The 22,899-nt window shown below is 58.0% G+C and carries 28 protein-coding genes and 1 pseudogene; 17 read left to right on the forward strand and 12 right to left on the reverse strand.

Translation table 11 applies throughout. The features are described from left to right. Positions 1-86 precede the first annotated feature (86 nt). Both HDC36_RS00005 and HDC36_RS00010 read left to right on the forward strand, forming a co-directional pair. The gene (locus HDC36_RS00005; protein WP_343204301.1) at positions 87-2,885 is read left to right on the forward strand and encodes an RHS repeat-associated core domain-containing protein; all 2,799 of its coding nucleotides are present in this window, start codon (positions 87-89) and stop codon (positions 2,883-2,885) included. Beyond that, positions 2,885-3,130, forward strand: a complete 246-nt coding sequence (locus HDC36_RS00010) for a hypothetical protein (RefSeq protein ID WP_179563648.1) — start codon at positions 2,885-2,887, stop codon at positions 3,128-3,130. Before HDC36_RS00005 ends, HDC36_RS00010 begins: the two co-directional genes overlap by 1 nt. Here the strand turns inward: HDC36_RS00010 and HDC36_RS00015 are convergent. Next, the gene (locus HDC36_RS00015) at positions 3,115-3,867 is read right to left on the reverse strand and encodes an AAA family ATPase (RefSeq protein ID WP_179563649.1); all 753 of its coding nucleotides are present in this window, start codon (positions 3,865-3,867) and stop codon (positions 3,115-3,117) included. The two genes, HDC36_RS00010 and HDC36_RS00015, sit on opposite strands and share 16 nt — an antisense overlap. Before the next feature lie 153 nt (positions 3,868-4,020). Between HDC36_RS00015 and HDC36_RS00020 the strand changes: the two genes are divergently transcribed. Beyond that, positions 4,021-4,344, forward strand: coding sequence for a hypothetical protein (locus HDC36_RS00020; protein WP_179563650.1), 324 nt, complete (start codon positions 4,021-4,023; stop codon positions 4,342-4,344). A 100-nt stretch (positions 4,345-4,444) separates the two neighbouring features. Then, entirely contained in the window at positions 4,445-4,759 is a 315-nt protein-coding gene (locus HDC36_RS00025; RefSeq protein ID WP_179563651.1) for a hypothetical protein, read from the forward strand. Between the two features lie 250 nt (positions 4,760-5,009). Here HDC36_RS00025 and HDC36_RS00030 read toward each other — a convergent pair whose 3' ends face one another. Further along, positions 5,010-5,663 carry a hypothetical protein gene (locus tag HDC36_RS00030; protein ID WP_179563652.1) on the reverse strand — a complete coding sequence of 218 codons (654 nt, stop codon included), beginning with the start codon at positions 5,661-5,663 and terminating at the stop codon, positions 5,010-5,012. 353 nt (positions 5,664-6,016) lie between these two features. On the opposite strand from HDC36_RS00030, the gene HDC36_RS23360 reads away from it, so the two are divergent. Then, complete coding sequence (locus HDC36_RS23360) at positions 6,017-6,349, forward strand: hypothetical protein (protein WP_255432521.1); 333 nt, start codon at positions 6,017-6,019, stop codon at positions 6,347-6,349. Between the two features lie 150 nt (positions 6,350-6,499). Here HDC36_RS23360 and HDC36_RS00040 read toward each other — a convergent pair whose 3' ends face one another. The 4 genes from HDC36_RS00040 to HDC36_RS00055 form a co-directional block, all read right to left on the reverse strand. After that, entirely contained in the window at positions 6,500-7,240 is a 741-nt protein-coding gene (locus HDC36_RS00040) for a DNA/RNA non-specific endonuclease (protein ID WP_179563653.1), read from the reverse strand. Between the two features lie 359 nt (positions 7,241-7,599). Next, positions 7,600-7,980: a hypothetical protein gene (locus tag HDC36_RS00045; RefSeq protein WP_179563654.1), complete on the reverse strand. Its 381-nt coding sequence runs from the start codon at positions 7,978-7,980 to the stop codon at positions 7,600-7,602. Continuing rightward, the gene (locus HDC36_RS00050; RefSeq protein ID WP_179563655.1) at positions 7,977-8,291 is read right to left on the reverse strand and encodes a hypothetical protein; all 315 of its coding nucleotides are present in this window, start codon (positions 8,289-8,291) and stop codon (positions 7,977-7,979) included. The genes HDC36_RS00045 and HDC36_RS00050 overlap by 4 nt, the downstream gene beginning before the upstream one ends. 47 nt (positions 8,292-8,338) lie before the next feature. Further along, entirely contained in the window at positions 8,339-9,112 is a 774-nt protein-coding gene (locus tag HDC36_RS00055) for a hypothetical protein (protein ID WP_179563656.1), read from the reverse strand. A 111-nt stretch (positions 9,113-9,223) separates the two neighbouring features. Here HDC36_RS00055 and HDC36_RS00060 point away from each other — a divergent pair, with 111 nt between their 5' ends. The 3 genes from HDC36_RS00060 (at position 9,224) to HDC36_RS00070 (ending at position 10,995) form a co-directional block, all read left to right on the forward strand. After that, positions 9,224-9,562: a helix-turn-helix transcriptional regulator gene (locus tag HDC36_RS00060; RefSeq protein WP_179565490.1), complete on the forward strand. Its 339-nt coding sequence runs from the start codon at positions 9,224-9,226 to the stop codon at positions 9,560-9,562. A 272-nt stretch (positions 9,563-9,834) separates the two neighbouring features. Then, positions 9,835-10,335 carry a DUF6650 family protein gene (locus HDC36_RS00065; RefSeq protein WP_179563657.1) on the forward strand — a complete coding sequence of 167 codons (501 nt, stop codon included), beginning with the start codon at positions 9,835-9,837 and terminating at the stop codon, positions 10,333-10,335. 18 nt (positions 10,336-10,353) lie between these two features. After that, positions 10,354-10,995 (forward strand): hypothetical protein, encoded by a 642-nt coding sequence (locus HDC36_RS00070; RefSeq protein WP_179563658.1) that lies wholly within the window; start codon positions 10,354-10,356, stop codon positions 10,993-10,995. Between the two features lie 76 nt (positions 10,996-11,071). Here the strand turns inward: HDC36_RS00070 and HDC36_RS00075 are convergent, their stop codons facing one another. Both HDC36_RS00075 and HDC36_RS00080 read right to left on the reverse strand, forming a co-directional pair. Then, positions 11,072-11,860 (reverse strand): integrase, encoded by a 789-nt coding sequence (locus HDC36_RS00075; protein WP_179563659.1) that lies wholly within the window; start codon positions 11,858-11,860, stop codon positions 11,072-11,074. A 92-nt stretch (positions 11,861-11,952) separates the two neighbouring features. Next, entirely contained in the window at positions 11,953-13,344 is a 1,392-nt protein-coding gene (locus HDC36_RS00080) for a tyrosine-type recombinase/integrase (RefSeq protein ID WP_179563660.1), read from the reverse strand. A 429-nt stretch (positions 13,345-13,773) separates the two neighbouring features. On the opposite strand from HDC36_RS00080, the gene HDC36_RS23365 reads away from it, so the two are divergent. Then, positions 13,774-13,992, forward strand: coding sequence for a hypothetical protein (locus tag HDC36_RS23365; RefSeq protein WP_255432525.1), 219 nt, complete (start codon positions 13,774-13,776; stop codon positions 13,990-13,992). A gap of 215 nt (positions 13,993-14,207) precedes the next feature. Next, positions 14,208-14,519, forward strand: a complete 312-nt coding sequence (locus HDC36_RS00090) for a hypothetical protein (RefSeq protein WP_179563661.1) — start codon at positions 14,208-14,210, stop codon at positions 14,517-14,519. A gap of 37 nt (positions 14,520-14,556) precedes the next feature. Here HDC36_RS00090 and HDC36_RS00095 read toward each other — a convergent pair whose 3' ends face one another. Continuing rightward, the gene (locus HDC36_RS00095) at positions 14,557-14,913 is read right to left on the reverse strand and encodes a hypothetical protein (protein ID WP_255432600.1); all 357 of its coding nucleotides are present in this window, start codon (positions 14,911-14,913) and stop codon (positions 14,557-14,559) included. A 501-nt stretch (positions 14,914-15,414) separates the two neighbouring features. Between HDC36_RS00095 and radC the strand changes: the two genes are divergently transcribed. The 7 genes and pseudogenes from radC (at position 15,415) to HDC36_RS00130 (ending at position 20,835) form a co-directional block, all read left to right on the forward strand. Next, positions 15,415-15,894 (forward strand): DNA repair protein RadC, encoded by a 480-nt coding sequence (gene radC / locus HDC36_RS00100; RefSeq protein WP_179563662.1) that lies wholly within the window; start codon positions 15,415-15,417, stop codon positions 15,892-15,894. A gap of 175 nt (positions 15,895-16,069) precedes the next feature. After that, the gene (locus HDC36_RS00105) at positions 16,070-17,611 is read left to right on the forward strand and encodes a PIN domain-containing protein (protein WP_179563663.1); all 1,542 of its coding nucleotides are present in this window, start codon (positions 16,070-16,072) and stop codon (positions 17,609-17,611) included. Positions 17,612-17,700: 89 nt separating this feature from the next. Continuing rightward, positions 17,701-18,061, forward strand: a pseudogene (locus tag HDC36_RS00110) (JAB domain-containing protein); the annotation flags it as partial. Positions 18,062-18,136: 75 nt separating this feature from the next. Beyond that, entirely contained in the window at positions 18,137-18,337 is a 201-nt protein-coding gene (locus HDC36_RS00115; protein WP_179563664.1) for a hypothetical protein, read from the forward strand. Positions 18,338-18,444: 107 nt separating this feature from the next. Next, on the forward strand, positions 18,445-19,128 hold the full coding sequence (locus HDC36_RS00120; protein WP_179563665.1) for a thermonuclease family protein: 684 nt from the start codon (positions 18,445-18,447) through the stop codon (positions 19,126-19,128). 38 nt (positions 19,129-19,166) lie between these two features. Beyond that, a complete protein-coding gene (locus tag HDC36_RS23620; RefSeq protein ID WP_343204302.1) occupies positions 19,167-19,301 on the forward strand; it encodes a hypothetical protein in 135 nt (44 codons plus the stop codon). A gap of 190 nt (positions 19,302-19,491) precedes the next feature. After that, positions 19,492-20,835, forward strand: a complete 1,344-nt coding sequence (locus HDC36_RS00130; RefSeq protein WP_179563666.1) for a phospholipase D family protein — start codon at positions 19,492-19,494, stop codon at positions 20,833-20,835. Between the two features lie 35 nt (positions 20,836-20,870). On the opposite strand, the gene HDC36_RS00135 is transcribed toward HDC36_RS00130, so the two are convergent. From HDC36_RS00135 to HDC36_RS00145, 3 genes are read right to left on the reverse strand one after another with little or no spacing between them, the layout of a single operon-like run. Continuing rightward, positions 20,871-21,824, reverse strand: a complete 954-nt coding sequence (locus HDC36_RS00135; protein WP_179563667.1) for a hypothetical protein — start codon at positions 21,822-21,824, stop codon at positions 20,871-20,873. A 6-nt stretch (positions 21,825-21,830) separates the two neighbouring features. Then, positions 21,831-22,391 carry a hypothetical protein gene (locus HDC36_RS00140; RefSeq protein WP_255432528.1) on the reverse strand — a complete coding sequence of 187 codons (561 nt, stop codon included), beginning with the start codon at positions 22,389-22,391 and terminating at the stop codon, positions 21,831-21,833. After that, a complete protein-coding gene (locus HDC36_RS00145; protein WP_343204303.1) occupies positions 22,385-22,735 on the reverse strand; it encodes an HNH endonuclease in 351 nt (116 codons plus the stop codon). Before HDC36_RS00145 ends, HDC36_RS00140 begins: the two co-directional genes overlap by 7 nt. Between the last annotated feature and the right edge of the window lie 164 nt (positions 22,736-22,899).

Here is a 22,899-nt window from a genome sequence, read left to right on the forward strand (position 1 = left end):
CCACGGCGGCCAAGAGCGCATGGACCTATAACGCACGAGGCCAGCAAACCGCACGCTGCGAAGTCGATCCGTCCGTGTCCGCCGCCATGAGCTACACCTGCGGCAGCGCCGCCAACGCGCCGTCCGGCGTGCGCCAGTGGCGGACGAGCTACTGCGATACCGTCGATGGCACGCAGTGCCCGCAGATCGGATTGGTGCTGAGCCAGGACGGCCCGCGCACCGACGTGGCTGACACCACCACCTACCGTTACTACCTGACCGCCGACGAATCCGGCTGCGCCAGCGTTGGCGGCGCCTGCCATCGTGCAGGGGACCTGTATCAGGTGGTCGATGCGCTGGGCCGAGCCACCACCTATGTGGCCTACGATCGCAACGGCCGTCCGTCGCGTACCCAGGACGCCAATGGTCTGATCCGCGACCTCACCTACACCCCGCGCGGTTGGGCGGCATCGAGCACGTTGCGCGCGAATGCCGACGGCACGTCGTCGGACCAGGACCAGACCACGCTCGTCGCCTACGATGAGGTTGGCAACGTCAGCAAGGTCACCGATCCGGACGGCACGTTCGTCGTCTACGGCTACGACGCCGCGCATCGCCTGACCGACGTGACCGATGGTGCCGGCAACACGATCCACTACTCGCTGGACCCGTCCGGCAACCGGTTCAAGGAAGACACCAAGGACGCGTCCGGCACGCTCAAGCACACGCTGTCGCGGATCTACAACAAGCTCGGCCAGCTGGCCACCCAGGCCACCGCCGAGGCCGATCCCACCGACTTCAGCTACGACCTCAACGGCAACGTGCAGTTGGTCACCGACGCACTCAAGCGGAAGACGCAGACCGACTACGACCCGCTGGACCGGGTCAAGCAGACCCAGCAGGATGTCGGCGGCATCGCTGCGAAGACCCAGTTCGACTACGACGCGCTGGACCGCACCACCAAGGTTACGGATCCCAAGGGCCTGGCAACGAGCTACCAATACAACGGGTTTGGCGACGTGCTGAAACTGACCAGCCCCGACACCGGCGTGACCAGCTACACCTACAACAGCGCCGGTAACCTCGCGACCCAGACCGACGCGCGCGGCACCAAGACCAACTACGTCTTCGACGTGCTCGGCCGCCTGGCCAAGGCGACCTACGCCGACAAGGCGCTGATCGCGACCTACACCTACGATGCCAGCCAGAACGTGTGCGCGGCCGGGGAAACATTTGCGCTGGGGCGCTTGAGCAAGCTGCAGGACGGCAGCGGGTTGACCCAGTATTGCTACGACCGCTTCGGACGCGTGGTGCGCAAGGTGCAGACCACCAACGGCAAGGAGCTCACCGTGCGCTACGCCTACACCAAGGGTGGCCGCCTGAGCCGGGTGACCTATCCGGATGGCGCGGTGGTGGACTATGTGCGCAATGCGCTGGGCCAGGCGACGGAAGTTGGCGTCACCGCAGCCGGCGGCACCCGGCAGAAGCTACTCGGCGGCGCCACCTATTACCCGTTCGGCCCCAGCGCCGGCTGGTCCTACGGCAACGGCCGGCCGCTGCAGCGCGTGCTGGACCAGGACTACCGCCCGCTGGCGATCCAGGACAGCCGCAGCGACGGCCTCAACGTCGGCTTCGGCTTTGACCCGGTCGGCAACCTCACCGCGCTGACCGCGCCTGGCAATACCGCACCCGTGGTCAGCCTCGGCTACGACAACCTTGACCGGCTGACTGCCTTCAAGGATGGCCCGACCGGCACGGTGATCGACGGCTACAGCTACGATGCCACCGGCAATCGGCTCAGCGCCCAGGTCAACGGCAGCATCCAGAACTACAGCTATCCGACCGACAGCCACCGCCTGGCGAGCGTGGCCGGCGCCGCGCGCAGCTACGACGCGGCGGGCAACACGACCGCCATAGACGGCACGACACGCACGTTCGCCTACGACGCGACCGGGCGCCTGAGCCAGGCCACGCGCAGCGGCACGCTGGCGATGGAGTATCGCTACAACGACCGCGGTGAGCAGGTGCGCCGCTTCCTCGGCACGACCAACACTTACACGGTCTACGACGAAGCCGGTCACTGGCTCGGCGACTACGACGGCAACGGCAAGTCGCTACAGCAGGCGATCTGGCTGGACGACCTGCCGGTGGGCGTGTTGGCCGGCACCGCCTTGAACTACGTGCAGCCGGACCACCTCGGCACGCCGCGCACGGTGATTGACCCGGTGCGCGACGTGGCGATCTGGAAGTGGGACCTCAAGGGTGAGTCCTTCGGCAACACGCCGCCGGACCAAGATGCGGATCGCGATGGCACGGCGTTCGTGTTCGGGATGCGCTTCCCGGGTCAGCGCTACGACAGCGCGACAGGGCTCAACCAGAACTATTTCCGGGACTACGACACGAGCAGCGGTCGGTATGGGCAGAGTGATCCGAACGGATTGACGGGAGGGATCAATACATACGCCTATGCAAATAGCCAAGCAGTGATGTTGATTGACCCACTCGGCTTACAGTCTTCTGTCGTTGTTAATTCTGGAGCAGCTAATGCTGTCAGGGGTGCCTATAATCCGAATTCATCTGCTCGGATAGATGGGGACATTCCTCTTGAGCGTATGTTTGGAAATATTACTGAGAACAAGCCTTCTGGTGTAGAGATACCATTTGATGAAAGACTGCTTTCAGCTCTGTATAATATGTCGCCACTTGGCATGGTTAGTCAGGTGGAGGGGGCGGTTAGCAAAAGACTAAACGGAGAGTGCGATAAAGGAGAGGATTATTGTAGGGCTGTTAAAGAGCAATGTTTGGATACTTGCTCTGATACGGCTTTGCCATCGCGAGATGATGGTTTTAAGTTTTTTAGATGTGTAAATAAATGTATGGCTGACCACGGCTGCGAGGGGTGGTGATGATTTCTGATCAAGATACCGCAGAGAAGATTTGCAATAAAATTTTGAACGCAAATGCTTCTTTGGATGAGGCAATTGCTTTGGCAATGGATGCTGCTTCCGAGGAAGAGGCAAAAAGAATTCGTCAGGTTATAGGGCGAATTTCTGGAGAGCTACTATTAAATTTGTTGAACCCCCTTTACAGGGAGCATCCTTCGATTAAGCCCGACGGGTTTTTCCTGCCAGAAGACTATTCAAGGAGTTGATTTAAATAATTTTCTGGGTTGGTTATGAATTTTTTTGTAGTCAAGTAATGTTCGGTATCTTTATATTCAGTCAATTTAATGCCGCTGGCATCTATTTGATAGATCCATGAATCAGGATATGCCAGTAAGATGGGTGAGTGTGTTGCAATAATGAATTGCGATTTGATTTTTAAGAGTTGATGTAAGCGGCTGATTGCAGCCAGCTGTCTCTGCGGGGACAGGGCTGCTTCTGGCTCATCCAGTAAATACAGGCCATTGCCGTTGAAGCGATTCATAAGCAATGCAAGAAATGATTCTCCATGGGACTGGCCATGGAGAGACATTCCACCATAGGAGCTGATAATGGGCGGGCCGCCTGGGCCATCGTCTAATCGTTCTATCTCGGTGGCTACGTTAAAAAAGCTTTCTGCACGAAAAAAATAACCATCTTTGGCTTTTCGGATGCCCCTATGAAGGCGTAGATATTCGTGTAGCGATGAATGGGACTCTTTGGTTTGAAACTTAAAGTTCTTTGTCCCGCCCTCTGGGTTAAATCCCCAAGCAACGGCTATTGCTTCCAAAATCGTTGACTTCCCACTTCCATTTTCACCAACAAGGAAAGTAACTTTCGGATGGAGTTCAAGTTTTTTTAAATCCTTAAGGAATGGTAGCGAAAAAGGGTATTCATCGAAGCTCTTGACTTGGGAGCGTTTTAGCTCGATTCCTAGCAAATAGTGATTGGCTTCTAAAGACTTCATGGCTAGAATTTGTGTGATGGAAGCGGAATGTGCATAACGTAGCAGTTATTTATAATATACGCAAAAGCCAGTATGGAGCTGCGCGACAGCATGTTGATGCGTTTGCAAGTTCCGCCTGGATAGCTATCTACTGTGAGGGTAGTGGTAAAAGTGATGGCAAATAATCGTGGTGAATTGGCAGCAGAAAGAGCCCTTCTTTTTTCTGGCACCGATGGTGCGGCTTTGAGAGAGTTTAAAGTCAGGATTTTTGCTCCAGTGCTCATTAGTCCGGAAAATACGAAATTTCGAGTTGACGAGGGTGCCATCTGCGTCATCGAGCTTTTGGGGCTCGCTGAGCCGGATATAGAGATTCACGGCGTAGATGGGGTTCATGCGCTGAAGCAGGCGGCAGATGTGGATGTGGTGTTAGAAGGTGTTTCAAGAAAAAATGGATATCAATTTTTCTGGCCATCTGGTGAGCCATATTTCGAGGGCTGAGCAGTTCGCGAATTCACTGGTGGACGTGGTGCTGGCGTGCTGGGTTTTTCTGGCACTGCATGGATTTAAGCGATCCGAGCGATTAAAGGAGTGTTAGGCCATGATACGCAAGCTTGAAGTTTTTGTATGCTTAGTGTTCTTGGCTTCCTGTGGCAAGGAAGATCAGAAGGCGGATGCAGTCCCTGTGTCAGGAGAAGAAAGTTGTCGAACCTTTGATGTCGCCTCCAGTAGGGTAAAGGCCGAGAGTGGAGAGCTTTCGGCAATCAGAGGGATGCGAGACTATTATTTTGATTGCGTCTTGCACAACAACGGTCCGGAGGCCCTGCACTGGGGAAAGCTGGCTGCTGAGAAGGGCAACAGCCAAGACAGGGAAACCTACGAGGGCCTTAAGATGACATTTGTCCCTAAAAAATAAAGCGGTCGGACTTTCTTAAATCCATGAGGTGTTTGGCGCGATGCGGGTTTTTCTGACATCGCGGCGGGGTAGTGTCTGATTGCCCTTCAGTGCCTGCCAGAGCCAAACTCTTCCCGTCGTCAGGCCACTTCACCCACCATGGCTGGGGGACGGGGGCCAGAACCTCCACCTAAGCGCCGACGACCAAAGGCCTCGCATGCGAGGCCTTTGCTTTTTGTGCCTATGGGCTCCTTGGAGGCAGGGAACGGTGTCAAAGCCAATAGCCGACCTGCGGGGCGCCGTTCACTAGGGTGAGCGCTGCGGAAGTAGCATCATCGGCGGTGGGGTTGGAGGGAAACGTCACGCCGCCAAACACGACGTTGGATTGCTCGCAGGCGAGGAAGAAGGGGTAGTAACGAGAATAGTCCATGGTGGCACCGTCGACGCCAGTGTGGCTGCCGACTTCCCCGCCTATCACGTAGAAGGTTGGTGCACCCGAAATGTCAGCGCTCATTTCGTCCAAGAATTCCTCGCCCAGCAGGAAGGCATTGTCGCGATGTGCTCCATTCGCGTAGACGCCATTCCCATCGCCGTTCGGGCCCGTGGCGAATACGATAAGGCACGGCCCGGCGCCAACGCTCCCGAACACCGTCGCCGCCTCCAGCTCAATGCCTACCACCTCTTGGTCTTGCTCGAACTCGGCAGTGAACGCCACCTCACCGCGTTGAAGGATTGGATTGGCGCCGCTGATGATTTGCTTGATGGCGTTGTCCGCGGTGGTTTCCAGGGCCTGTCTAACTGCCAATGGCACATCATCCAATGCGATGATGTCCTCGCCCTCCATGAAGTTGTCATCGATCGGATTGTAGGAGTAGCCCGAGTTCTGGTCGGTCCACAAGCCTTCGTTGTCGTCGTAGTTCCACATCACTGCATTCCTCGAAGTTGTTGTTTGTTTAAAGCCAGCTCCCGAAGCGATTGGAGCGGCATCAGTCCTGACGTGGGCCAGCCTTTCTGAAAACGCCATCGCGTCCCTCGCGTGAAAGCACTACAGGAAGGGGCAGGAATCCTTTACTCAGACGTCGACAACCAGGGGCCTTGAATGCGAGGCCTTTTGCTTTTTGCGTCTAGGGGAAGCTGGAAATGCCGTAGCAAGGGCCGCCGTCCGGCACACATTTGTCTATCTTCGTAGACGTTTTGAGCGGCCATGGGGCTTGCGCTTGCGCACCCATCTGGCCAGCAGTAGCGTTTTGGCGACGCTTTCTCGTCAAGGAATGAACGATGAAAACCCTCTCCGGCGCATTGCTTGGATTGGCCGGGCTGGCAGCTGGCCTCTCTCCGGTCGCCAAGGCAGCAGACCAGGTGATGAACCCAGCCGACGTTATCGAGGGCATGGGGGAGCGCGTGCCGCCTGGCAAGAAAAACGTCAGCCTGTCGCCACTCTTCAAGGCTTACACCTTCGAGAAGGCCGGCCTCAAGTTCGTTCAAATCAACTCGCTGCAGGACGACGTCATCACGGTCATCGTCGTGACCCCGGGCGCCGAATCCCGCCTGCCAATTGGCTCGGCTGCGGCCCAGCCGCTGCTCGTGCTCAAGGATGACGCCGCCAGCTGAGTTGGCTTCCTGAGGGCGCTATCCAGTGGGGCCGCCTACCTAGAGGCCCAGGCTTGCCTCTAGGTTGCAGCCTGGCCGCGGCAAGCCTGCCAAAAGAAAGCCCCAGGTGACCTGGGACTTCGGAGGGGGGTGTGTTGCGCCGGCGCGTGATCAGCTCAGGTCGCAGTTGCTCGGCAGCGCCCACGTCGAGCTTGGCATCATGTTCTTCACCGCAGACGACGCCGTGATGCCTACATTGCTGGCGCCGATGAGCTCTTCCAGGTCGGCGATCGACACGATGTAGTCATCGAGGCTGCCCAGGCCGGTCTGGTTGGGAATGATCCAACTGATGGCCTTCTCGGCGCCCGTGCTCGGGTCGGTCGTGATGATCGTTTTCCAGAAGTATTCCGGCGTGCGGATGCCGTGGCTGGAGAGGAAGTAGTCGTTGGACGTGTCGCCGAAGACCACGCCGCCGTAGACCTTTACCGGCTTGATGTCCCGGTAGCACTCGGCCACGTTCTCAGCCTGCACCCAGATCCCCTGATTGAAGCCCGATACCTGCGGCACGATGTTGGACATCAGGTTGGCGCGAACGATGTAGGTCGCGTTGTAATCCATGTGGTTGGACGTAACCAGGTGGCCGCGGTCGTAGCCCGAGCGCACGCTGGCGTAGGACTTGGTCGAGGTCTGGCCGCCGCAGCCGCTCGGCAGTGTGGTGTCGAGGTTGAAGTCGGACGGACGAGCCGCCGAGCCAGTGTCCGCGTTGAGCGAGTATTCGTAGCGCGTAGCCGTGTGGGCTGTGCAATCGTAGGTCAGGGTGTAGCCCCCCTTGTTGAGGGTGACGACCTGGGCCTGGGCGGCAGCGCTGAACGTGGTGAGCAGGAATACGGCGAGGAAGATCCGGAATCGCATAGCGGCACATCTCCATGTGTTTTTTGGGGACGCACGAACCCTGCAGGCACGGGCGATGCCGTTGCCTCTTGAAGGACGTGCGAATTGACGGAGGTGAAGCAGGAAGCGAGAGCTGGCTCGGTTGGCCAGTGTGGTGGGGGATACAGCCACCGCGCCCCTTTGCCACGGAGTGGCACGCGGTGATCACAGGTATCTAACAGAGCGCCGCCGGGGTCAACCGCGGATTGGCCAAGGTGTGACCTGGTCCCAAGAGGTCATCGCTGTAAACCGGCATCCACAGCGATGCAACAAGGGTAGGGTAGGGAGCAAAAAGAAAGCCCGGATGGCCGGGCTTTTTTGATGCGGATGCTCTATCGGAATCAACTGGTCAGCTGCACCCACAGCACCAGCAACACCATCGGCAGCCCGCTCAAGAGAGAAAAGATCCAGAAGGACCCCATCAGAGCCAGCGGCGTCATGACCCACCACTGCCCAGCGGTGAACCCCTGGTCGCGCTGCCGAGCCGCGTAGGCCTCCTGGGGATAGAGCCGCTCCGCTTTTCGAAGGCCCCGCCGGGCCATGAGAGGCCCAACGATGAAGCCCAGCGGCCCGAGCAAGAGCAGGGTCCACGAGAACCACCAGAAGAACCGGTTGTGGGGCGTCATGACTTTCCTGGGGACGGCGCGTGGTGCGCCGTCCCCGCGGAGCCCGGCCGCAGCACCCACCGGGGTGCCGGCCATCGGGTCAGGGTTGGTCGTCATTTTGCGTAGGCCCTCCAGGTTCCGGATTTCCGCACGTAGCGCAAGTTCTTGCTCAGCGGGACAGGCACCTCCCGGCCCTCAATGTTGAGCACGGCCTGGCCGCGGATATCGCAGCGGTAGCCGTCTGCGCCCTCGGCTTCAATGCAGCCGGTGAGTTCGAAGTTTCGGATCTCGGTGACCTGGCCAGCGCCACTCTGTTGAAGCAGCCTGACAAACGCGTCCTTGGCGTCGTCGGTCGACGGCTTGCCGCTGCAGGCGGTGAGGCCCAGGGCCGTGGTCAAGGCGACCAGGCCAATCCATGCGTTTTTCATGTGTGTCCTTTGCTGAGGGATGGGTAGGGTTGGAGAAGCGGAGGGCCTTACTTGTCGCGGTTGCCGTCCGGCTTGAAGCCTGCGATCCAGAGCCGGGCGTCCTTGAAGGGCGTCAGCATTCCCGAGGGGCCCGGATGCAGATCGGCGGTCTGGAGGAAGCCAGAGGCCCACGCCGCGCGCAGGGCGACGTCGACAGCGCGATCGGCGACGCCGGGCCGGCTCACGTTGACCACGAAGGGCTGGGCCGGCGGGTTGGGGCCCGTGGAGCGCTGGCTGCCGGTGTTCGGCTTGCTGGACGGCACTCGAATGCCGTTGAGGGTGTCCCTTCCTTTCCAGAGAGCCGACGTGTTGAGCTCGGCCGTCTCTCCCAAGTCGTCGGTCTCAGCCAGCGGGGCATCGGCGCAGGCCCGGAAGGTCTCGACGCTCGACGCGGTAGAGCTGGTCCAGATCTTTGCTTCGACAGTCCAACAGGGAAGGGAGGTCCCCCACTCGGTGAACGTCAGTGCGACCCGAGGCCAGTCCAAGCGGCCTGCCTGGGCTGCCTGGTGGTTGTCGCCCTTGAACAGCCCCGGCAGCTTCCCGGCGCCGCTGAGAGGCGTGTAGGTGGGACCACTGCCGCTACTGCCGACCTGGGCGGTGGACTTGCCCCCTGCGTTCGGCTTGATGCCCACCATCTGCTTGCCGGCGTCCTTGAAGCTCCCGCCGAGCTGGCGGAAGAAGCCGGGCTTGGGGTCGGAGCCGTCCTGGGCCTGGGCGGAGGTGGGAGCGACCAGCGTCAATGCCAGGAGCGCAACGAACGCTCCTTGTCCTGCGTGCTTCATAGGAAAAGCCCCTGTAGACCGCCGGCCTGGCGGCATTTACGATAATCGCAGATGAGAAGCCCGCATCCAAGCGGCACACTGAGGGAATTCAGCTTTCGTGCAATCTTCTCGATGCCCAAACCCAAGACACCGGCCACGGTCTATGGCATGCGCCTGCGCAGTGCGCGGATGGCCATGGGCTGGACGCAGGCAGAGCTGGCCGAGCGCATTGGGATGGTGGACAACGTCTCAGGGGCTACGCGGGTGAGCCGCTATGAGACGGGGCAGCACGATCCCGATCCCGCAACAGCTGAAGCCCTGGCAAAGGCGTTAAATTTGCCTGTTGCCTACTTCCATGCCACCTCAGACCTGCTTGCGGAGGTCATCCTGCTTGTGTCGCGATTGCCTGCTACCAAGCAGAAAGAGGCCTTGGAGCGGCTCAAGGATCTTGCTAAAGGCCAAGGGCGCTAACGAGCCTTCAGTTCGCGTTCGTAGCCGAGTTGGAATAACGGCTGCGACGGAGCTAAGACCAGCCAGCGCGCTGATCGGGAAGTCTCCGGAGAACAAACCCAAAAGGAGCACTTGTCGGGCAGCCTGGGCGGCCTCCCAGCTGAGGCGGTCCACTCACGGAGACCAGGACTTCCGGGCACAATGAATATGTCCGTCGGGCGGGGCCGATACCGAGCCTCGAAGCGCAACTGGTGTCCGCCATTGGCCCTCGTGACATCAATCAAGGAGAAGATATGAAGTTTCGAGAGGCTCTGTCTCGTATCACTGGCATCAGCGTTCCAGTGTTTGGAATCCAGTGGAACCCGCCCGAGGCCGAGCGTGCAGTGGCTAAGCGAATACTCAGCTTTTTGGATGACCGCCGGGTGCTCTACGTGCCCTCAGAAATGGAAGTGCCCGAACATGGGGTCCGATCGGTTTTGCGGATCCGGGAATTCCTCACTACTGAGCTAGGGAGCCTGAGCAGCGATGGGCAGCTGGCGCGAAGCCTCAGGGCCATGCGTGCGGCGTGTCGGAAGTTCTTGGATGCTGTTGGCCCTGAGGATGGCCCGGTTGTTCGAAATGCTTTCGAGCGGGGCCACTATGCCTCGTGGGAGTTCAACCAAGCCATGGGCGAAATGAGGGGGGTGTTTGGCGTCTACATCGCCATCTTGGCGGCAACCTACGGCCTTGATGTGGAACCAGGTTTGGCAACGATCGTTCCCGGAAGAGACAAAGACGATCGCTCAGTGGACTAATTCACGGAAGGACAGGATATGAATTTCTTGCAACAAAATTGGGAGATGATTTCGGCAAACTCGTGGCTTTTTGCTTCTTGGTCGTTGATCATCGGAAGTTTGACTTGGACAATCATTCATTTCCTCTACAAACACCGCTTGGACCTCTATAAACACCGAGGTGAAGAGGATGCGGCCGAGATCAAGCGGCTTCGAGACAAGATATCGGAGTTGAAAGAGGGGCGAGGCCGCGAGGAAATTACACCATTTCTCGCAACGCCTGTCCCTAGTGCGCCTGGAAAATATGATTACCCTGATGCCGGAGACAACGGAATGAACATTCTGGGCCAAACACTCACGGATCTTATTGTGGGCCAGAGCTACTCGATGGCTGCCAAGATTCCAGAAAACAGCGCCTTGAAAATACAGCTCACGGGGACACCTCCTCCTTACCTTGAACAGATGGCAGCAGCTTGGGGCTACAGTGTCTCAACCCGCAACTGGCAAGGAAGCCGTTACGATGAAAAGGACCACACGCAAATATTTACTGCCAAGGGCGGCGATGCTGAGTTGGCTTTCAAACCGTGGCGGCCGGGAAAAATCACGATATCGGTTTACGAGGGGGGCCGCACACCGGCGTGGGAGAAGGTGCTAAAAGTCGTCGAGCCCAATGATCGGTGATACTTGATGGATAAAACGTTTTCTCTGGGATCAGTGCCGTGACCTGTGGCCAAGGCGATCTGCCGCACCGGAGCTTCTACCTACCAACAACGCGTAGCAAGACCAGCGCACCTGGATAGCTTTTATCCAGAGATTTTTTAAAGTGGTCCATCCGATAGAGTGGGTGATAGTAATGCTTCACCATTGGGGAACAGTGGTTTGACTCTCGGGTGAGCACCTTGCGATGAGTCCAGCAGATCTCAGCTTTCTTGATGCGTTGCTCAAACGTTTGGCGCAGGGCTGGAAACGCGCCCTCTTTAATCCCGCGTGAGCGCACGTATCGCATGAACTTGCTTATGAGCGACGCCGCGGTGTCACGTACTGGTTCTTGCTGGATAGCAGGAAACAGCTGCTGTTCTTGCTTTTCACGGATGGATGCAACGTAGTCCAGAAAGCCAGCGTCTAGCAAGACTTGTGGCACGGGGATCGACCAGGTGCAACTGATCCGTCGACTCTGATGCCTGTAGGCATTGAGGTCTTGTGTGCGCTTGGCGGCGCGCCCCCAACCCACGATGCAAGTCACTCCGTGTTGCTCCACGAAGTCCTCGATCGAAAGGCGCAGCACCTCCGACGCTCGAAGTCCCATGTAGAGTCCGAGGAAGGGGGCCCAGAAAAGCAGCGGATCGGTTGCCCAGCGCTCGTAGCTTGGAGAGGCAAAGATCGCTGCAATCTCGCGGTCGGTAAACGTGCGGCCGCGGGGATGAGGGGTCTTCGGGCGAAAGTATAAGGCAGCCAAATCGCTCGGCGAGCGGGTTACCGCTTTGCCAGGTGGGCGTTGGCTGGGGCTAGGTGACAGGTCGGCGCTAGGAGTGCTGGTGATGCTCATAGTGGAACTCCGGAAATGGTAGTGGGAATTGGAGAGGGACATGGGGCGCTGACGCTTGAGTCGGCTGTGTTGGTCGTTGGGTCTAGGCAAAGTCATGGATAGAACTTTTGCTTGTCCCGCAACCGTTCCTTGAACTGTCCCGCCTGATACTTCGGCAGCTCGACCGACGGCCGATACAACTCCAAGGCCCGTGCCTGTTTCACGCGGATTCGGTCGGGGCGCTTGTGGAGGTAGTAGTCCTGCAGGACCGGCACCTTCTTGCTCAGCGAATGCCCGGTGATGAGGGCGACCTCTTCTTGGGGCACGTCGCGGTGGTAGAGCTCGGTGGCGATCGTGTGGCGGAACGCATGGAAGCCGACTCCTTTCGGGAATCCAAGATCCTTCAGGTAGCTGCTGAACTGGTTGAGTAGCCCCTGGCTGTAGCGCGAGTTCGTCTCCCCGGTCTTCTTGTTCACGCCGGCGGACAGGTGGGGGAACAGCCGGGGATGGCCGCACGCCTTCATGTCTTCCAGGAAGTCGAGGAAGCCCGCATCGAGGATGGGTTGGGCAAGGGGAATCACCCGCACCGCGGAGTCCCCCTTGAGGCTCTGGCGGCTCCGCGTGCCAACCTTGCCGGCCAAGTCCTCGTCGATCGTCTTGCGGATGGAAATGCACCACATTTCTCGCTCCTGGATGATGTCCACCACTTTGAGTTGGGCCACCTCGCCAACTCGGGCACCGGTATAGAGCCCGATGATTGGCCCCCACCACCGGTGCGGCCATTTCTTGGCCCACGGGATGAAGTTGCTTGGGTCGAAGATGCGCTGAAGTTCTTCGTCGCTGAAGAGGCGGTCGGGCTTGCTGGTGTCCTGGAGCAAGTCCTTCTTTATTTCGCGGAAGGGCTCCATCGGTGAGACGGGAATGGCCTTGGCTTTGACCAGCGTGCTGAAGAACGTGGCGAGGAAGCGGCGGTGCAGTTCCAGCGTCGCGGGCGCCGGCGGCTCGACCTTGATGGCTTGGCCGCGCACGATCAGGTCTTCGGCGGACAAGGACTTGAGCTCTGCATCCGAAGCCGCGCCTGGGGGAGCCCAGCGGATGAGATCCCACAGGCGGTAGATGTGCTGGTGGTCGATGCGAGAGACCCGAATGTCGCCGCAGACGCGTTGCAGAAGGCCCAGCGTGCGGGCGGTGGCCTCGATGGTGCGCGGCCGCAGGTTGCGGCGGGTCATGTCGCGCAGGTAGTCGGCGATCTCTTCCGACAGCTGCCGGCCGGGCGTGGCTATGGGCAGAGGTTCTGGATACCGGGTGCCGTCCTTCCGGACTCGGATACGCTGCGTTTTCTCACAGGCGGCTTGGAGAAGCTCTTCCAGCCCGATGAGGGCCTCGCGTCCTCGAAGGCGCACGTTGTTGAACGTGACGCGGCCGACTCGGACGCTGCCAAACGTCAATTCGCCGAAGGGGTGGTCCTTGTATTTCTGTAGCTCATTGGTGAGGTCGTTTGCCATTGCTGTGCTTCCATCGGTAGATGGAAGCTTGATACGTCGGCCTCAAAATTCGTCAATCCAAAATCGGAGTTTTTCTGCGCCTCCAATCAACACCTCAGGCATTGCCGGATCGGGGTCAAATTAAGCCATGGCTGATGGCCCAACTTAACCTCACAAATTACTCTTGCTCGTATATGCGGCAAGGGTTTCAGACAGGCGAGGGTGGCTCTTCGTTGAGACTTTACTGTAGTGTTTAAAAATAAATTGGTTAGCTAAAAACTAAAAATAGCAAATTTAAAAATGAACGCAACATAAATGTTAGCCAATATTGGTTAGCTTGATTTGTTTTTTTAAACTAACTAGTTGCGCTGAGATGCTACTTTTAGTTAGTTTTATTGGGCTTGCGATGACGCTATTCGTCATCCAATAACAGGGAAGGGAGTTGCCACAGTGGATCACTTCGAAGGCGTGGTGCTCGACTACCTCCGAGCGGACCGTGCGTTGTTCGTCAACAGCCAGTGCTGCATCCAGCTCAACGAGGGAGCCAATCCGGACACCAGCGGCCCGCATTGGTATTGCGATGCGGTGGCCGTGAGCTTCAAGGAGCGCGTCGGCTACCTTTGCGAGATTACCTACGCAGCTAGGGTGCCTCGCTCTTGGCTCGGTTGAAGTCGTGGAACGAGCATTGGCCTGGAGTTAGGGCTGCCCTGGCTCGGGATAGTGGTGTGCCCCCATCAGTCCGTGGCCTTTCGTGCAGGAAGCGCATGCGGAGCGGATGAAGAGCGATCCTGTGTCGCTGCGCTGCTTGCCAAGTTTAGCGAATCTATGTCGCCGAGAGTTTGGCGTGATACCTTTGCGCTGCAGGCTCTTAGTTGAGGTCATTTATGTCAGATAAAAAAGAAATAATCCAAAAAATCCACGAGGCGGCAACCCTCTTTTACTCTTTCCTTCATGCTGTTCAAATGATTTGCTCGAATGATGCGGTCGTTTTGACTGAAGATCAGGAAATTAGGGTGCGTGATACGTTTGCGAAATTGACGCAGCTTCTCTCAGATCGGGATATGTCCTGGGAAGAGGTCGATGAAGGCCCCTTGGTTGGGCGGAATATATGGGTTTTTTTTAACGGTGTTCCAGTGCCTCGAAATATAGATCAAAATATATTTCTGCGCTATCAATCGTATATTCTCAATCAGTAGCTCTGGGCTTGAGATTTTTGTGCATCCCACAGGAGGCCTAGCGGCCGCCCTGAAACTTGAAGCTGAAGCGAGCGGCGGATGCGGCGGTCTCGCTGGCAACTGGCACGGGTGTGGCGTCCACCAGCGTCAACATGCCATCAGCGACAGGGACCGGGACGCCCAGCGTGAGGTCAATCTCCTTTGACCAGCCACCACCGAGCACTGTCGCTCTGACGATTAGGCGTCCGGCCTGAATGCATTGAACGTCGGCTGGGCAACGGCTGTCTTCTATGACGCGATTTGGACGCACCCTGGGGCCATCAACCGCCGCAATCTCTCCCAGACGCACAGGGCCTTCAATGGGACGGCTCGCGACCGGACCACCTGCCGCGCACCCTGCAAGTGCTATGGCCATCAGCGCTGCAAGTGCCTCTACTCTCATCCAAAAGGCCAGGGCAGCTTTTCGTTGTTTGATTCGCATGGGCGGGGGCGTGTCGGAAGATGGCCCGAGTGTCCCATAGCTCTGCGATTCACGGCTGAGACGCGCGCCAGAGACTATCGAACTTGAATGCTGTGGGCATGAGCACTCTCAATGAGCGACCGCTCACGGCAGCAGCAAGCCAGCAGCCGGCAAAGTGCGCCAGGACCGTGGGCAAAGTTGCACCCACGCAGGATTCAGTCCTCTAGGCTCTTCGATCGCCGGCAGGGGAGTCGCACATCATTGCTCTCCACCAGCGCTGGGCCTCTTGAAGGGAATCTTAGCTTCGCTGTCCCGACCGCAAGGGCAGGCCTCCTCCACGTTGTTCCGGCCCTCCGCTGCGCGCCGCAAGCGGTGCTCACTGCCGGGTGCGGTCAAGCCTGACGCTCCGCCTGCCGGTTCCCACGAGGCGCACAACGCGCTGGTGGAGAAGAACAGATGAAGCGCACCCAAGACCGGAAGGCCCAATACCAACTCCAGATGGACGAGGAGGGCATCTTGCTCGCCGCCGCCACCATCCTGGAGCAACGCCTCCAACGGCTGGGCCACATCCACAGCCCCGAGCAGGCAGGCAGTTACCTGGTCGCCCGCTGCGCCCACCTGCCGCACGAAGTCTTCGGTGTCGTCTTCCTCGACACCAAGCACCACATCCTGGCCACCGAGCACCTCTTCACCGGCACCACCGACGCTTGCGAAGTCCACAACCGGGTGGTTGCCAAGCGCGCCCTGGACCTCAACGCCGTCGCCGTCATCCTCTTCCACAATCATCCGAGCGGGAACCCGGAGCCCAGCCAAGCCGACCGCCAAGTCACCGAGCGCCTGAAGCAGGCGCTGGCGCTTCTCGACATCCGGGTCCTCGACCACCTGGTCATTGGCGGCCAGAAGAGCGTCAGCCTGGCCAGTAGGGGGTGGGCATAGCCCCCTGCCGCCTAGGCCACTGCTGAAGCCATCGAGCGTTGATGCAGCTGAAGGCGCTCGCGATGTTGTGCCTGTAATAGTTGTCTTGATCCCAGGCGAGGACTGCAGGATGGAGAGGCCACGTTAGGAGTCTTCGCGCTACACTTCTTGTAACCGCCTCGACATTGACAGCAAAGTGTCCAAGCATATCTATCTTGTCCCCGATACAAATGTGCTGATGCAATGTCGGCAACTCGTCGAACTTCCCTGGAAGAAGGAGTTCCCCGGTTTTGAATCAATCACGTTGGTTCTGATCGCTCCTGTGGTGCGAGAAGTTGATAGGCAAAAGGGAGGTCAGGGGCGATTGGCGAAACGTGCGCGAGCTATCAATAGCCTGATCGGAGAACTTCTGGAGTCGCTATCGGTCGATATCTCCAGGGATGGCAGTCTGCCTATTGTTAAGCTGATCTCCAGAGATGACCTTCGCCCCGATTTTGAAATCCAAGCGCTTCTGGATTATGCGCACGCGGATGACGCCATCGTCGGGACCGTTTCTGCTCTCGCAAAGGAATGCGCTGGTGAGCCAGTGAAGCTTTTGTCCAACGACAATGGAGTTCTGCTAAGTGCGCGGCGTGTTAATGTGCTATCACATCGTGTGCCACAAGATTGGCTTTTGTCTGCTGAAAGCGATGAGGATCAGAAGAAGATCAAAGCTCTTGAAGGCGAGCTCACACGCCTAAGGAAGAGTGGACCCGCCTGTATGATTGAGGCGGAAGAGTTGCCCCGGCAATTCAATGTGGATAGTTTTGAACCTCTGAGTGAGTCACAGATAATAGAGCTGCTCGGGATGCTTCAGCGAGAATTTCCTGAGGAATCCAATTTTGGTTCGCGCGAAAGATCAACTCGTAGCTCGGCGCCTGGTCTGCGCGGCCTTTATGCGCACTTTGGGCAGGAGGAGTTCATCCCGGCCACCGATAGCGAGATTCAAAAATATCAACAAGAGCACTACCCTCAATGGATCTCTGCCTGTGACGAATTTCTTCGTAAGCTTCATGGTGAGCTTGAGAAATCTAAACCTGTGCCGCGTATTCAGATCAGCTTAGTCAACGAAGGTGCCCGGCCGGCCGAAGACGTAAGGGTTTCTTTTTCTGTTCGGGGTGGGGGGTTATTGATTAAGCTGCCCGTTGAGAACGATGAGCCTAGCTCAGTTGAGCTTGAGAATGGTGCGCAGCTTGAGGTTGTTTTGCATAATTTGAGGGTTGAGCTCCCAAGGCCGCCGAGCCCGCCAAAGGGCTATTGGAAGAAGGTGAAGCATTTCGACGCAATAGAGAACATTTCGTCGTTTTCAGCAGGTGGTCGTAGCTTTGCAGCGATTAGCTCTCAGGTCATGGAGCTTCGGCGACCTATACTCCCGCTGCAGCGGGAATCAGATGCTTTTTACTGGAAGCAAGGCACGCGTCCAGAATACCCAAGGCCCCATACTGAACTGACCTGTCAACAGTGGAGGCATCGCTCCGCTCCGAAATCATTTGAGTTTGAGGTCGTTTGGTTGGGCAACGTAGAGCCGCGAAAGGGTGCTCTCCACATAGAAATTCACGCCGCCAACTTGGCAGATCCAGTGACGAAGGTAATTCCGATTGAGGTGATTGCAAGTGCTGGCGACACTTGGGCTGAAGCGGAGGCGCTGATTGAGCGTTTGAAGAAGCCAAGTGGGCTTCTTCGTCTGCCTAAAACATAGGATGGTTCTATGGCGCAGCTTCAGGTGTTCGGGTCTCCTCGGCGGTGGGCCTCCAAAACTTAGAGGGAAGCTTAACTCCTAGTGGCTGGGCCCCCTACCAAGCCGGCAGCTATCTGGTCGCCCGCTGCGCCCACCTGCCGTATGAGGTCTTCGGATGCATCTTCCTCGACACCAAGCACCACATCCTGGCCGCCGAGCATGTCCTCAATGGCACCATCGACGGCTGCGAAGTCCACAGCCGCATCGTCGCTAAGCAAGCCCTGGACCTTAACGTCGCCGCCGTCATCCTCTTCCACAACCACCCCAACGGGGATCCTGAGCCCAGCGACGCCAACCGCCAGGTCGAAGCGCCTGAAGCAAGCTCTGCGCCTCTTCGACATCCGGGTGCTGGACCACCTATTCATCGGCGGCCAGCAGCACACCAGCCTGGCCAGCAGGGGGTGGGCATAGCCCGCCCCTTCACCTATGCAGTGTGCCGACGCTAGACTGCCAAGGCAGATGCACATCCACATCCATGGAGCAGGAATGAAGGCGTTTCACGTGCGAGGGATTGTCTGGGAAACCGATGGCAAGCGTCCTGCGTTGCCAGTGGAAGCTACGGTCGAATGCGAGAGCGAAGAGGGCATCGCCGATGCGCTCAGCGATGCATACGGCTGGCTGGTGAGCGACTTCGTTGTCGTAGAAGAGACCGACGGCGACCGCACCAGGAACGCGAATCGGGGTTGAAGGATTTCGACTTGGTCAGCGCCCCTTTCCCGCTTCCGCTAAAGTGTCGGGCCCTGTTTGAACTAGCGCTCGGGACCCGAGCGTGCGCTTAGAGGAAGTCGTTGTTGATGGTGTTGAAAGATCTGGTGGTTCTGCTTTTGGTTTTTGCTTCGGTTCCTGGGGTGGCAGCAGAACTGGTCGGCCGCGCGACGGTCACGGACGGCGACACCATTACGGTCGCAAAACAGCGCATCCGCCTGTGGGGCATCGACGCCCCGGAAAGCGCCCAACAATGCACCACCAAAGATGGGCGTGCCTGGCCCTGTGGCCGACGGTCCGCCGCCGCGCTGGACGGCTATGTGCTGGACAAGACCGTTCGTTGCCAGCCCAAGGACACGGACCGTTACGGCCGGGTGGTCGCGGAGTGCTTCGTTCAAGGGCAGTCGGTCAACCGTTGGATGGTCAACTCCGGTTGGGCGGTCGCGTATCGCCAATACGCAACGGCGTTCATTGCAGACGAAGCCGACGCGCGCCAGCAGCGGCGCAACCTCTGGCAAGGGCCTTTCCAGATGCCTGCGGACTACCGCCGCAGCAAGCGCGATCAGACGGCAAGCCAAACGCCGGTGGCCGCGCCACCGGTGTCCGGCGGATGCCGCATCAAGGGCAACATCTCTCGCCAAGGCAAGAAGATCTACCACGTTCCTGGGCAGCGGGACTACGAGCGGACCAGCATCGACCTGAGCCACGGCGAGCGCATGTTCTGTAGCTCCGAGGAAGCCATGCGGGCAGGGTGGCAGCCGGCAAAGCACTGACCGTTCTCGCCGTGACAGAGCAAGCCAAGGATCCGTTGGTGAAGTGGGTAGATCGGGTGACCGGTGCGCTGGGCAAGGACGGGGCCGAGAACTTGCTTGCGGTCTACGCGCCGTTTGGCGACAAGCTGCCGATGTTCGATTCCAAGGTGGATGGACGGGGGGCGGCCCAGTAGCCGGCGGAACAAAACTTGGTGCAGGCCGAGCACCTCAGGGTGGAGCAGGTGCGTCAGCAGCAGGTGGAGATGAGGCCAGCAGCAAGCACCGCAGCAAGAGCAGGACCCCGGATGACGATGTCGCACTTGGTATATGGTCTGGATTGAATCGCTTATCAGAGGGGGGAACATGCAACTTGTAGGACAGCCGTTGGCAGGCACGCTGCTGCGCAATGCACACACTGGAAGCATCGAGCACTGCAGCCGTGTCATGGCCGCAGTGGCCTATGGCAGCTTCGATCAGAAATGGTGGTTCGAGGATTGCTTGGTCAAGGGCAAACTAGTGGAGTTCTTTGGTCGATACGACGGCACGGTCCCTATCGACCCGCGCTTGCTGGAGTGGGCGTTGGAGCCCCGGCGGTCGGCAAACCTTTCTTGGCGGGTGGTGCCCACGCATCTGCATGCAAAAATCATCTGGTGGGAGGGGCAGGGCGCCTACATTGGATCAGCCAACCTGACGGACCGAGCCTGGAACAAGAACTTCGAGGCCGGCGTTTTCCTGCCCGACGAAGCTTTGGAGACTTTTGGCCTAGTTCCACAACTGTTGAGCTTTTTCCAGGGCCTTCGCCAGCACTCAGAGCCACTTCGCCAGGAACACTTGGATGCGCAGAAAGCCCTAGAAAAGCGCAGGAACGCGCTCATGACCCAACTGCGGAAGCTGGAGCAGGATTTCGACGGGAGCGACCCCACAGTGAAGCATGCCCAAAATCCCCTGGCGTTCAAAGCCAAACGGCCAGCTAACCGCGCTTATCTGCGATTTTTCGAAGAATGGAACAGCACGCTCCAGATCATGCGCAAGATCGCCGGTATTGTATCTTTGCCCGAGAACCGGCCGGCGTGGATTGGGAGCGACGTGCCGTCGGGGGTTCAAGCCGATCAGTTTCTCCATGCTTACTACTACCGACAAGTGCGTGGCAGCGGCGAAAAGGACGCATACCTAACCTTCTACGAACGGCATCGGAACAACCAAGAGATGATCTTGGCTGACGCGATAAGGTGGTGGAAAGAGAGCGACTTTGACTTTAGCCAAGAGCAGCAGAACATCAAAGTTGCCGCGCCAGCCATTCGCGAGGGCTTCTCCAAAAATCGAATCCTGACGCTGAATGAGGAAGAATGGGTGCGCACCATTGTTGGCGTTCACGCTTTTGGCCAGCACGCGCTCCACGTGTCCAATGCGATGATCGGTTTACCTCCTGAGCAAACCCTTGATGCCAAGATTGAGGCGCTGGCGAGATGGATGTGGTGCCAGCGAACAGCGGAAGGAAAAACACCCCTTGAGGTTGTCCACCACGTTGTTTGGGGTGGCCCAGTAGGAGAGACGGTGGAAAGGCTTTGGGACGCTTGCAACTCGTCCAAGTGGCGACTAGGCCATATGAAGACCAGCATCCTGGGTGAACTCATCGGCTGGGTAAATCCTGACGCTTTTCCTCCTAGAAATCGCCGCACCAGCAAAGGTCTGCGTGCACTGGGCTATGATGTGAGCGTAGACCTGTAGAGGCAACAGCCGTCCGGAAAGATGAAGCGCCTGCTTTATTTGCGGTGGATTTCAATTAATTCGTTAGTTGGTGTGGCAGTCCAGTGAGACTGGGCTGGAATTAGATGCAGAGGCAGGAGGTTTGCAGCGTTAGGGTTATAGGCCATCGCTGACAGGTGTTCCCTGGCTAAGGGTTTTCCTGGTAGCTCTTTAACCAGAACTTCCTCCATCAGGTCTACCGCATATATCGCGGACACGTGATCGTAAGAGGGATTGAGGAAGCTGTCGGCAGGGACTGTAGTCGCCGGCTTTCCAGCAACTTGCTTGGGAATCTCAGGTCGGTGTGCGTGGTCGCTGTGAACGATTCGGCGGGTATTTCGGTCAATGTGAAGTTGCTGCGGGCCGACAGCAAAAGCCACCTCACATGCGACAGGAATTTGACTGATGCCGCTGAGGGTTCGAAAGGATCTCTGGAGTAGGTGCTGGTTTATGGCAATAACGTAGATATCTCGTGGTGCTACTATCCCATTAGACAAATAGCCAACTTTGCCACGTCCATTTCCTACTAGCTTTTGGTGCTTTTCCTTCAGCGCCGAGGTGTAACGCAAGGCAATCTCAGGGTGTGGATACTTCCATACCCCTTGCTTGTTGCCTGTTAACCATACCGGGTCAATACCGTTGGGCTCAGGAGTGACCAGTTCCACCCATACTGAATGGCCGTCTTTGGTCGCACGGAAATCCGGACCTTCGTTCGCACTGTCTAGGTCAAAACCGTGCGTCCAGAGGTGCTCGGCCATTAGGAGCTCAGCTAAACGTTGCGCGTGCTGGGTCGGGCTTCCAGAGGTCAAAGCTTGGTCAAAGTGGCGGTCGGCTAAGCCTTCCTGATGGAAACGGTCGTAAAGGTTACCTAGTGCGAAAATTAGCTCTGTGCGCAGCTCTGCAGGAGCTTTATGCCAAGTCGTGCCTATGCGGTTCAAAAAATCGGCACGAAGGTCAGCGATGATTGGCATGGCCAGCTACTGATTTGAAGGTAGCGGAGTCACCACGATCATCCGCTCATCAATCGCTGGTCCTCGGTCGTAAGTGTATTCAAAGCGGTAGCCACTCCCCTCCTGAGTAACGTTTTTCTTGCCCTTGAATGCAAGTAACATGACTTTGTCATTCTGGCTCGGGTAGAGCTGCACCAGGTCATGAACCATCTTGTCAGCGTCTTTAGCATCAGCATGAATGCCATATCCGCGGTCTTTGAACCAGTCGTTCCATAGGAACTTCATGCTCTTTACTTTACCGGTGCCTTGCTCTTCATTGATGAAGAACTTCACCGTCTCAGCTTGACCACCAATGCAGCCGTAGAGTGCGCCCCAGCCATCGCTTGCCGGGGTGATCTTAGAGCTGCGGCAAGACAGCACGCCCTTGACCCGTTCGACTTCTTGCTCAAATGGGGTAGGGCCGACAGGCGTGGCTGTCGACGGTGGAATCTCGGTCGGGACAGAAGAGGGCGATGTGGTGGCAGGGCCCTTTGAGCAGGCAGCCAAAATCATTAGGGTGACAAGCGTGGCAATACGCTCCTTCAACATCCTATGTCTCCTTTCAGTCGGATGAGTGACGTAGGCCACCATCTTCCCATTGCGACGCGCCTAAGCACCAGCGCTCTATAGGCCTGGGCCGAGGGGGCTGGCGCAGGACGCTTGTGCCGCCGCAGGTTGCACAAGTAGCAGGCGGCCACGACATTGCCGGCGGTGTCCTTTCCCCCATCTCGGCGAGCCAATAGGTGCTCGGCAGTGCATTGGTAAGGTCGCGCCGAACGTGGGCGCAAATCCAGCTCGTCGGGGGAAGAAAGCCACATTGGCGCACCGCAGTAATAACAGCGGCCGTTCTGGGCTTGGAAAGCTTGTGTGCGTAAGGTTTTAAGGAGTTTCACAACAGAGGTCCCAGCATGGAATCAAAAGGCGATTCCCGTGCCCCCATTGGGTGGACCTCGGGCACCCGGAGCCGTTTGGCATGCGGGCACAACACCGACGCTTAGCGATCGGCAAACATGTTTTAGCTCAACTTTCAGACGATTGCAACTCGGAGACCGCCAGC

It is taken from the genome of Xanthomonas sp. JAI131 (assembly GCF_013410075.1).
Classification (GTDB): Bacteria; Pseudomonadota; Gammaproteobacteria; order Xanthomonadales; family Xanthomonadaceae; genus Xanthomonas_A; species Xanthomonas_A bonasiae.

Coding starts and splice junctions, on each gene's coding strand:
- HDC36_RS00060 (WP_179565490.1), top strand. CDS start 9,224: ATGCCCAAACCCAAGACACCGGCCACGGTCTATGGCATGCGCCTGCGC.
- HDC36_RS00065 (WP_179563657.1), top strand. CDS start 9,835: ATGAAGTTTCGAGAGGCTCTGTCTCGTATCACTGGCATCAGCGTTCCA.
- radC (WP_179563662.1), top strand. CDS start 15,415: ATGAAGCGCACCCAAGACCGGAAGGCCCAATACCAACTCCAGATGGAC.
- HDC36_RS23360 (WP_255432521.1), top strand. CDS start 6,017: ATGAAAACCCTCTCCGGCGCATTGCTTGGATTGGCCGGGCTGGCAGCT.
- HDC36_RS00120 (WP_179563665.1), top strand. CDS start 18,445: ATGGTGTTGAAAGATCTGGTGGTTCTGCTTTTGGTTTTTGCTTCGGTT.
- HDC36_RS00080 (WP_179563660.1), bottom strand. CDS start 13,344: ATGGCAAACGACCTCACCAATGAGCTACAGAAATACAAGGACCACCCC.
- HDC36_RS00090 (WP_179563661.1), top strand. CDS start 14,208: ATGTCAGATAAAAAAGAAATAATCCAAAAAATCCACGAGGCGGCAACC.
- HDC36_RS00075 (WP_179563659.1), bottom strand. CDS start 11,860: ATGAGCATCACCAGCACTCCTAGCGCCGACCTGTCACCTAGCCCCAGC.
- HDC36_RS00095 (WP_255432600.1), bottom strand. CDS start 14,913: ATGGCCATAGCACTTGCAGGGTGCGCGGCAGGTGGTCCGGTCGCGAGC.
- HDC36_RS00140 (WP_255432528.1), bottom strand. CDS start 22,391: ATGTTGAAGGAGCGTATTGCCACGCTTGTCACCCTAATGATTTTGGCT.
- HDC36_RS00005 (WP_343204301.1), top strand. CDS start 87: ATGAGCTACACCTGCGGCAGCGCCGCCAACGCGCCGTCCGGCGTGCGC.
- HDC36_RS00010 (WP_179563648.1), top strand. CDS start 2,885: ATGATTTCTGATCAAGATACCGCAGAGAAGATTTGCAATAAAATTTTG.
- HDC36_RS00030 (WP_179563652.1), bottom strand. CDS start 5,663: ATGTGGAACTACGACGACAACGAAGGCTTGTGGACCGACCAGAACTCG.
- HDC36_RS00020 (WP_179563650.1), top strand. CDS start 4,021: ATGGCAAATAATCGTGGTGAATTGGCAGCAGAAAGAGCCCTTCTTTTT.
- HDC36_RS00025 (WP_179563651.1), top strand. CDS start 4,445: ATGATACGCAAGCTTGAAGTTTTTGTATGCTTAGTGTTCTTGGCTTCC.
- HDC36_RS00045 (WP_179563654.1), bottom strand. CDS start 7,980: ATGACGACCAACCCTGACCCGATGGCCGGCACCCCGGTGGGTGCTGCG.
- HDC36_RS00135 (WP_179563667.1), bottom strand. CDS start 21,824: ATGCCAATCATCGCTGACCTTCGTGCCGATTTTTTGAACCGCATAGGC.
- HDC36_RS00040 (WP_179563653.1), bottom strand. CDS start 7,240: ATGCGATTCCGGATCTTCCTCGCCGTATTCCTGCTCACCACGTTCAGC.
- HDC36_RS00115 (WP_179563664.1), top strand. CDS start 18,137: ATGAAGGCGTTTCACGTGCGAGGGATTGTCTGGGAAACCGATGGCAAG.
- HDC36_RS00015 (WP_179563649.1), bottom strand. CDS start 3,867: ATGAAGTCTTTAGAAGCCAATCACTATTTGCTAGGAATCGAGCTAAAA.
- HDC36_RS00050 (WP_179563655.1), bottom strand. CDS start 8,291: ATGAAAAACGCATGGATTGGCCTGGTCGCCTTGACCACGGCCCTGGGC.
- HDC36_RS00055 (WP_179563656.1), bottom strand. CDS start 9,112: ATGAAGCACGCAGGACAAGGAGCGTTCGTTGCGCTCCTGGCATTGACG.
- HDC36_RS00070 (WP_179563658.1), top strand. CDS start 10,354: ATGAATTTCTTGCAACAAAATTGGGAGATGATTTCGGCAAACTCGTGG.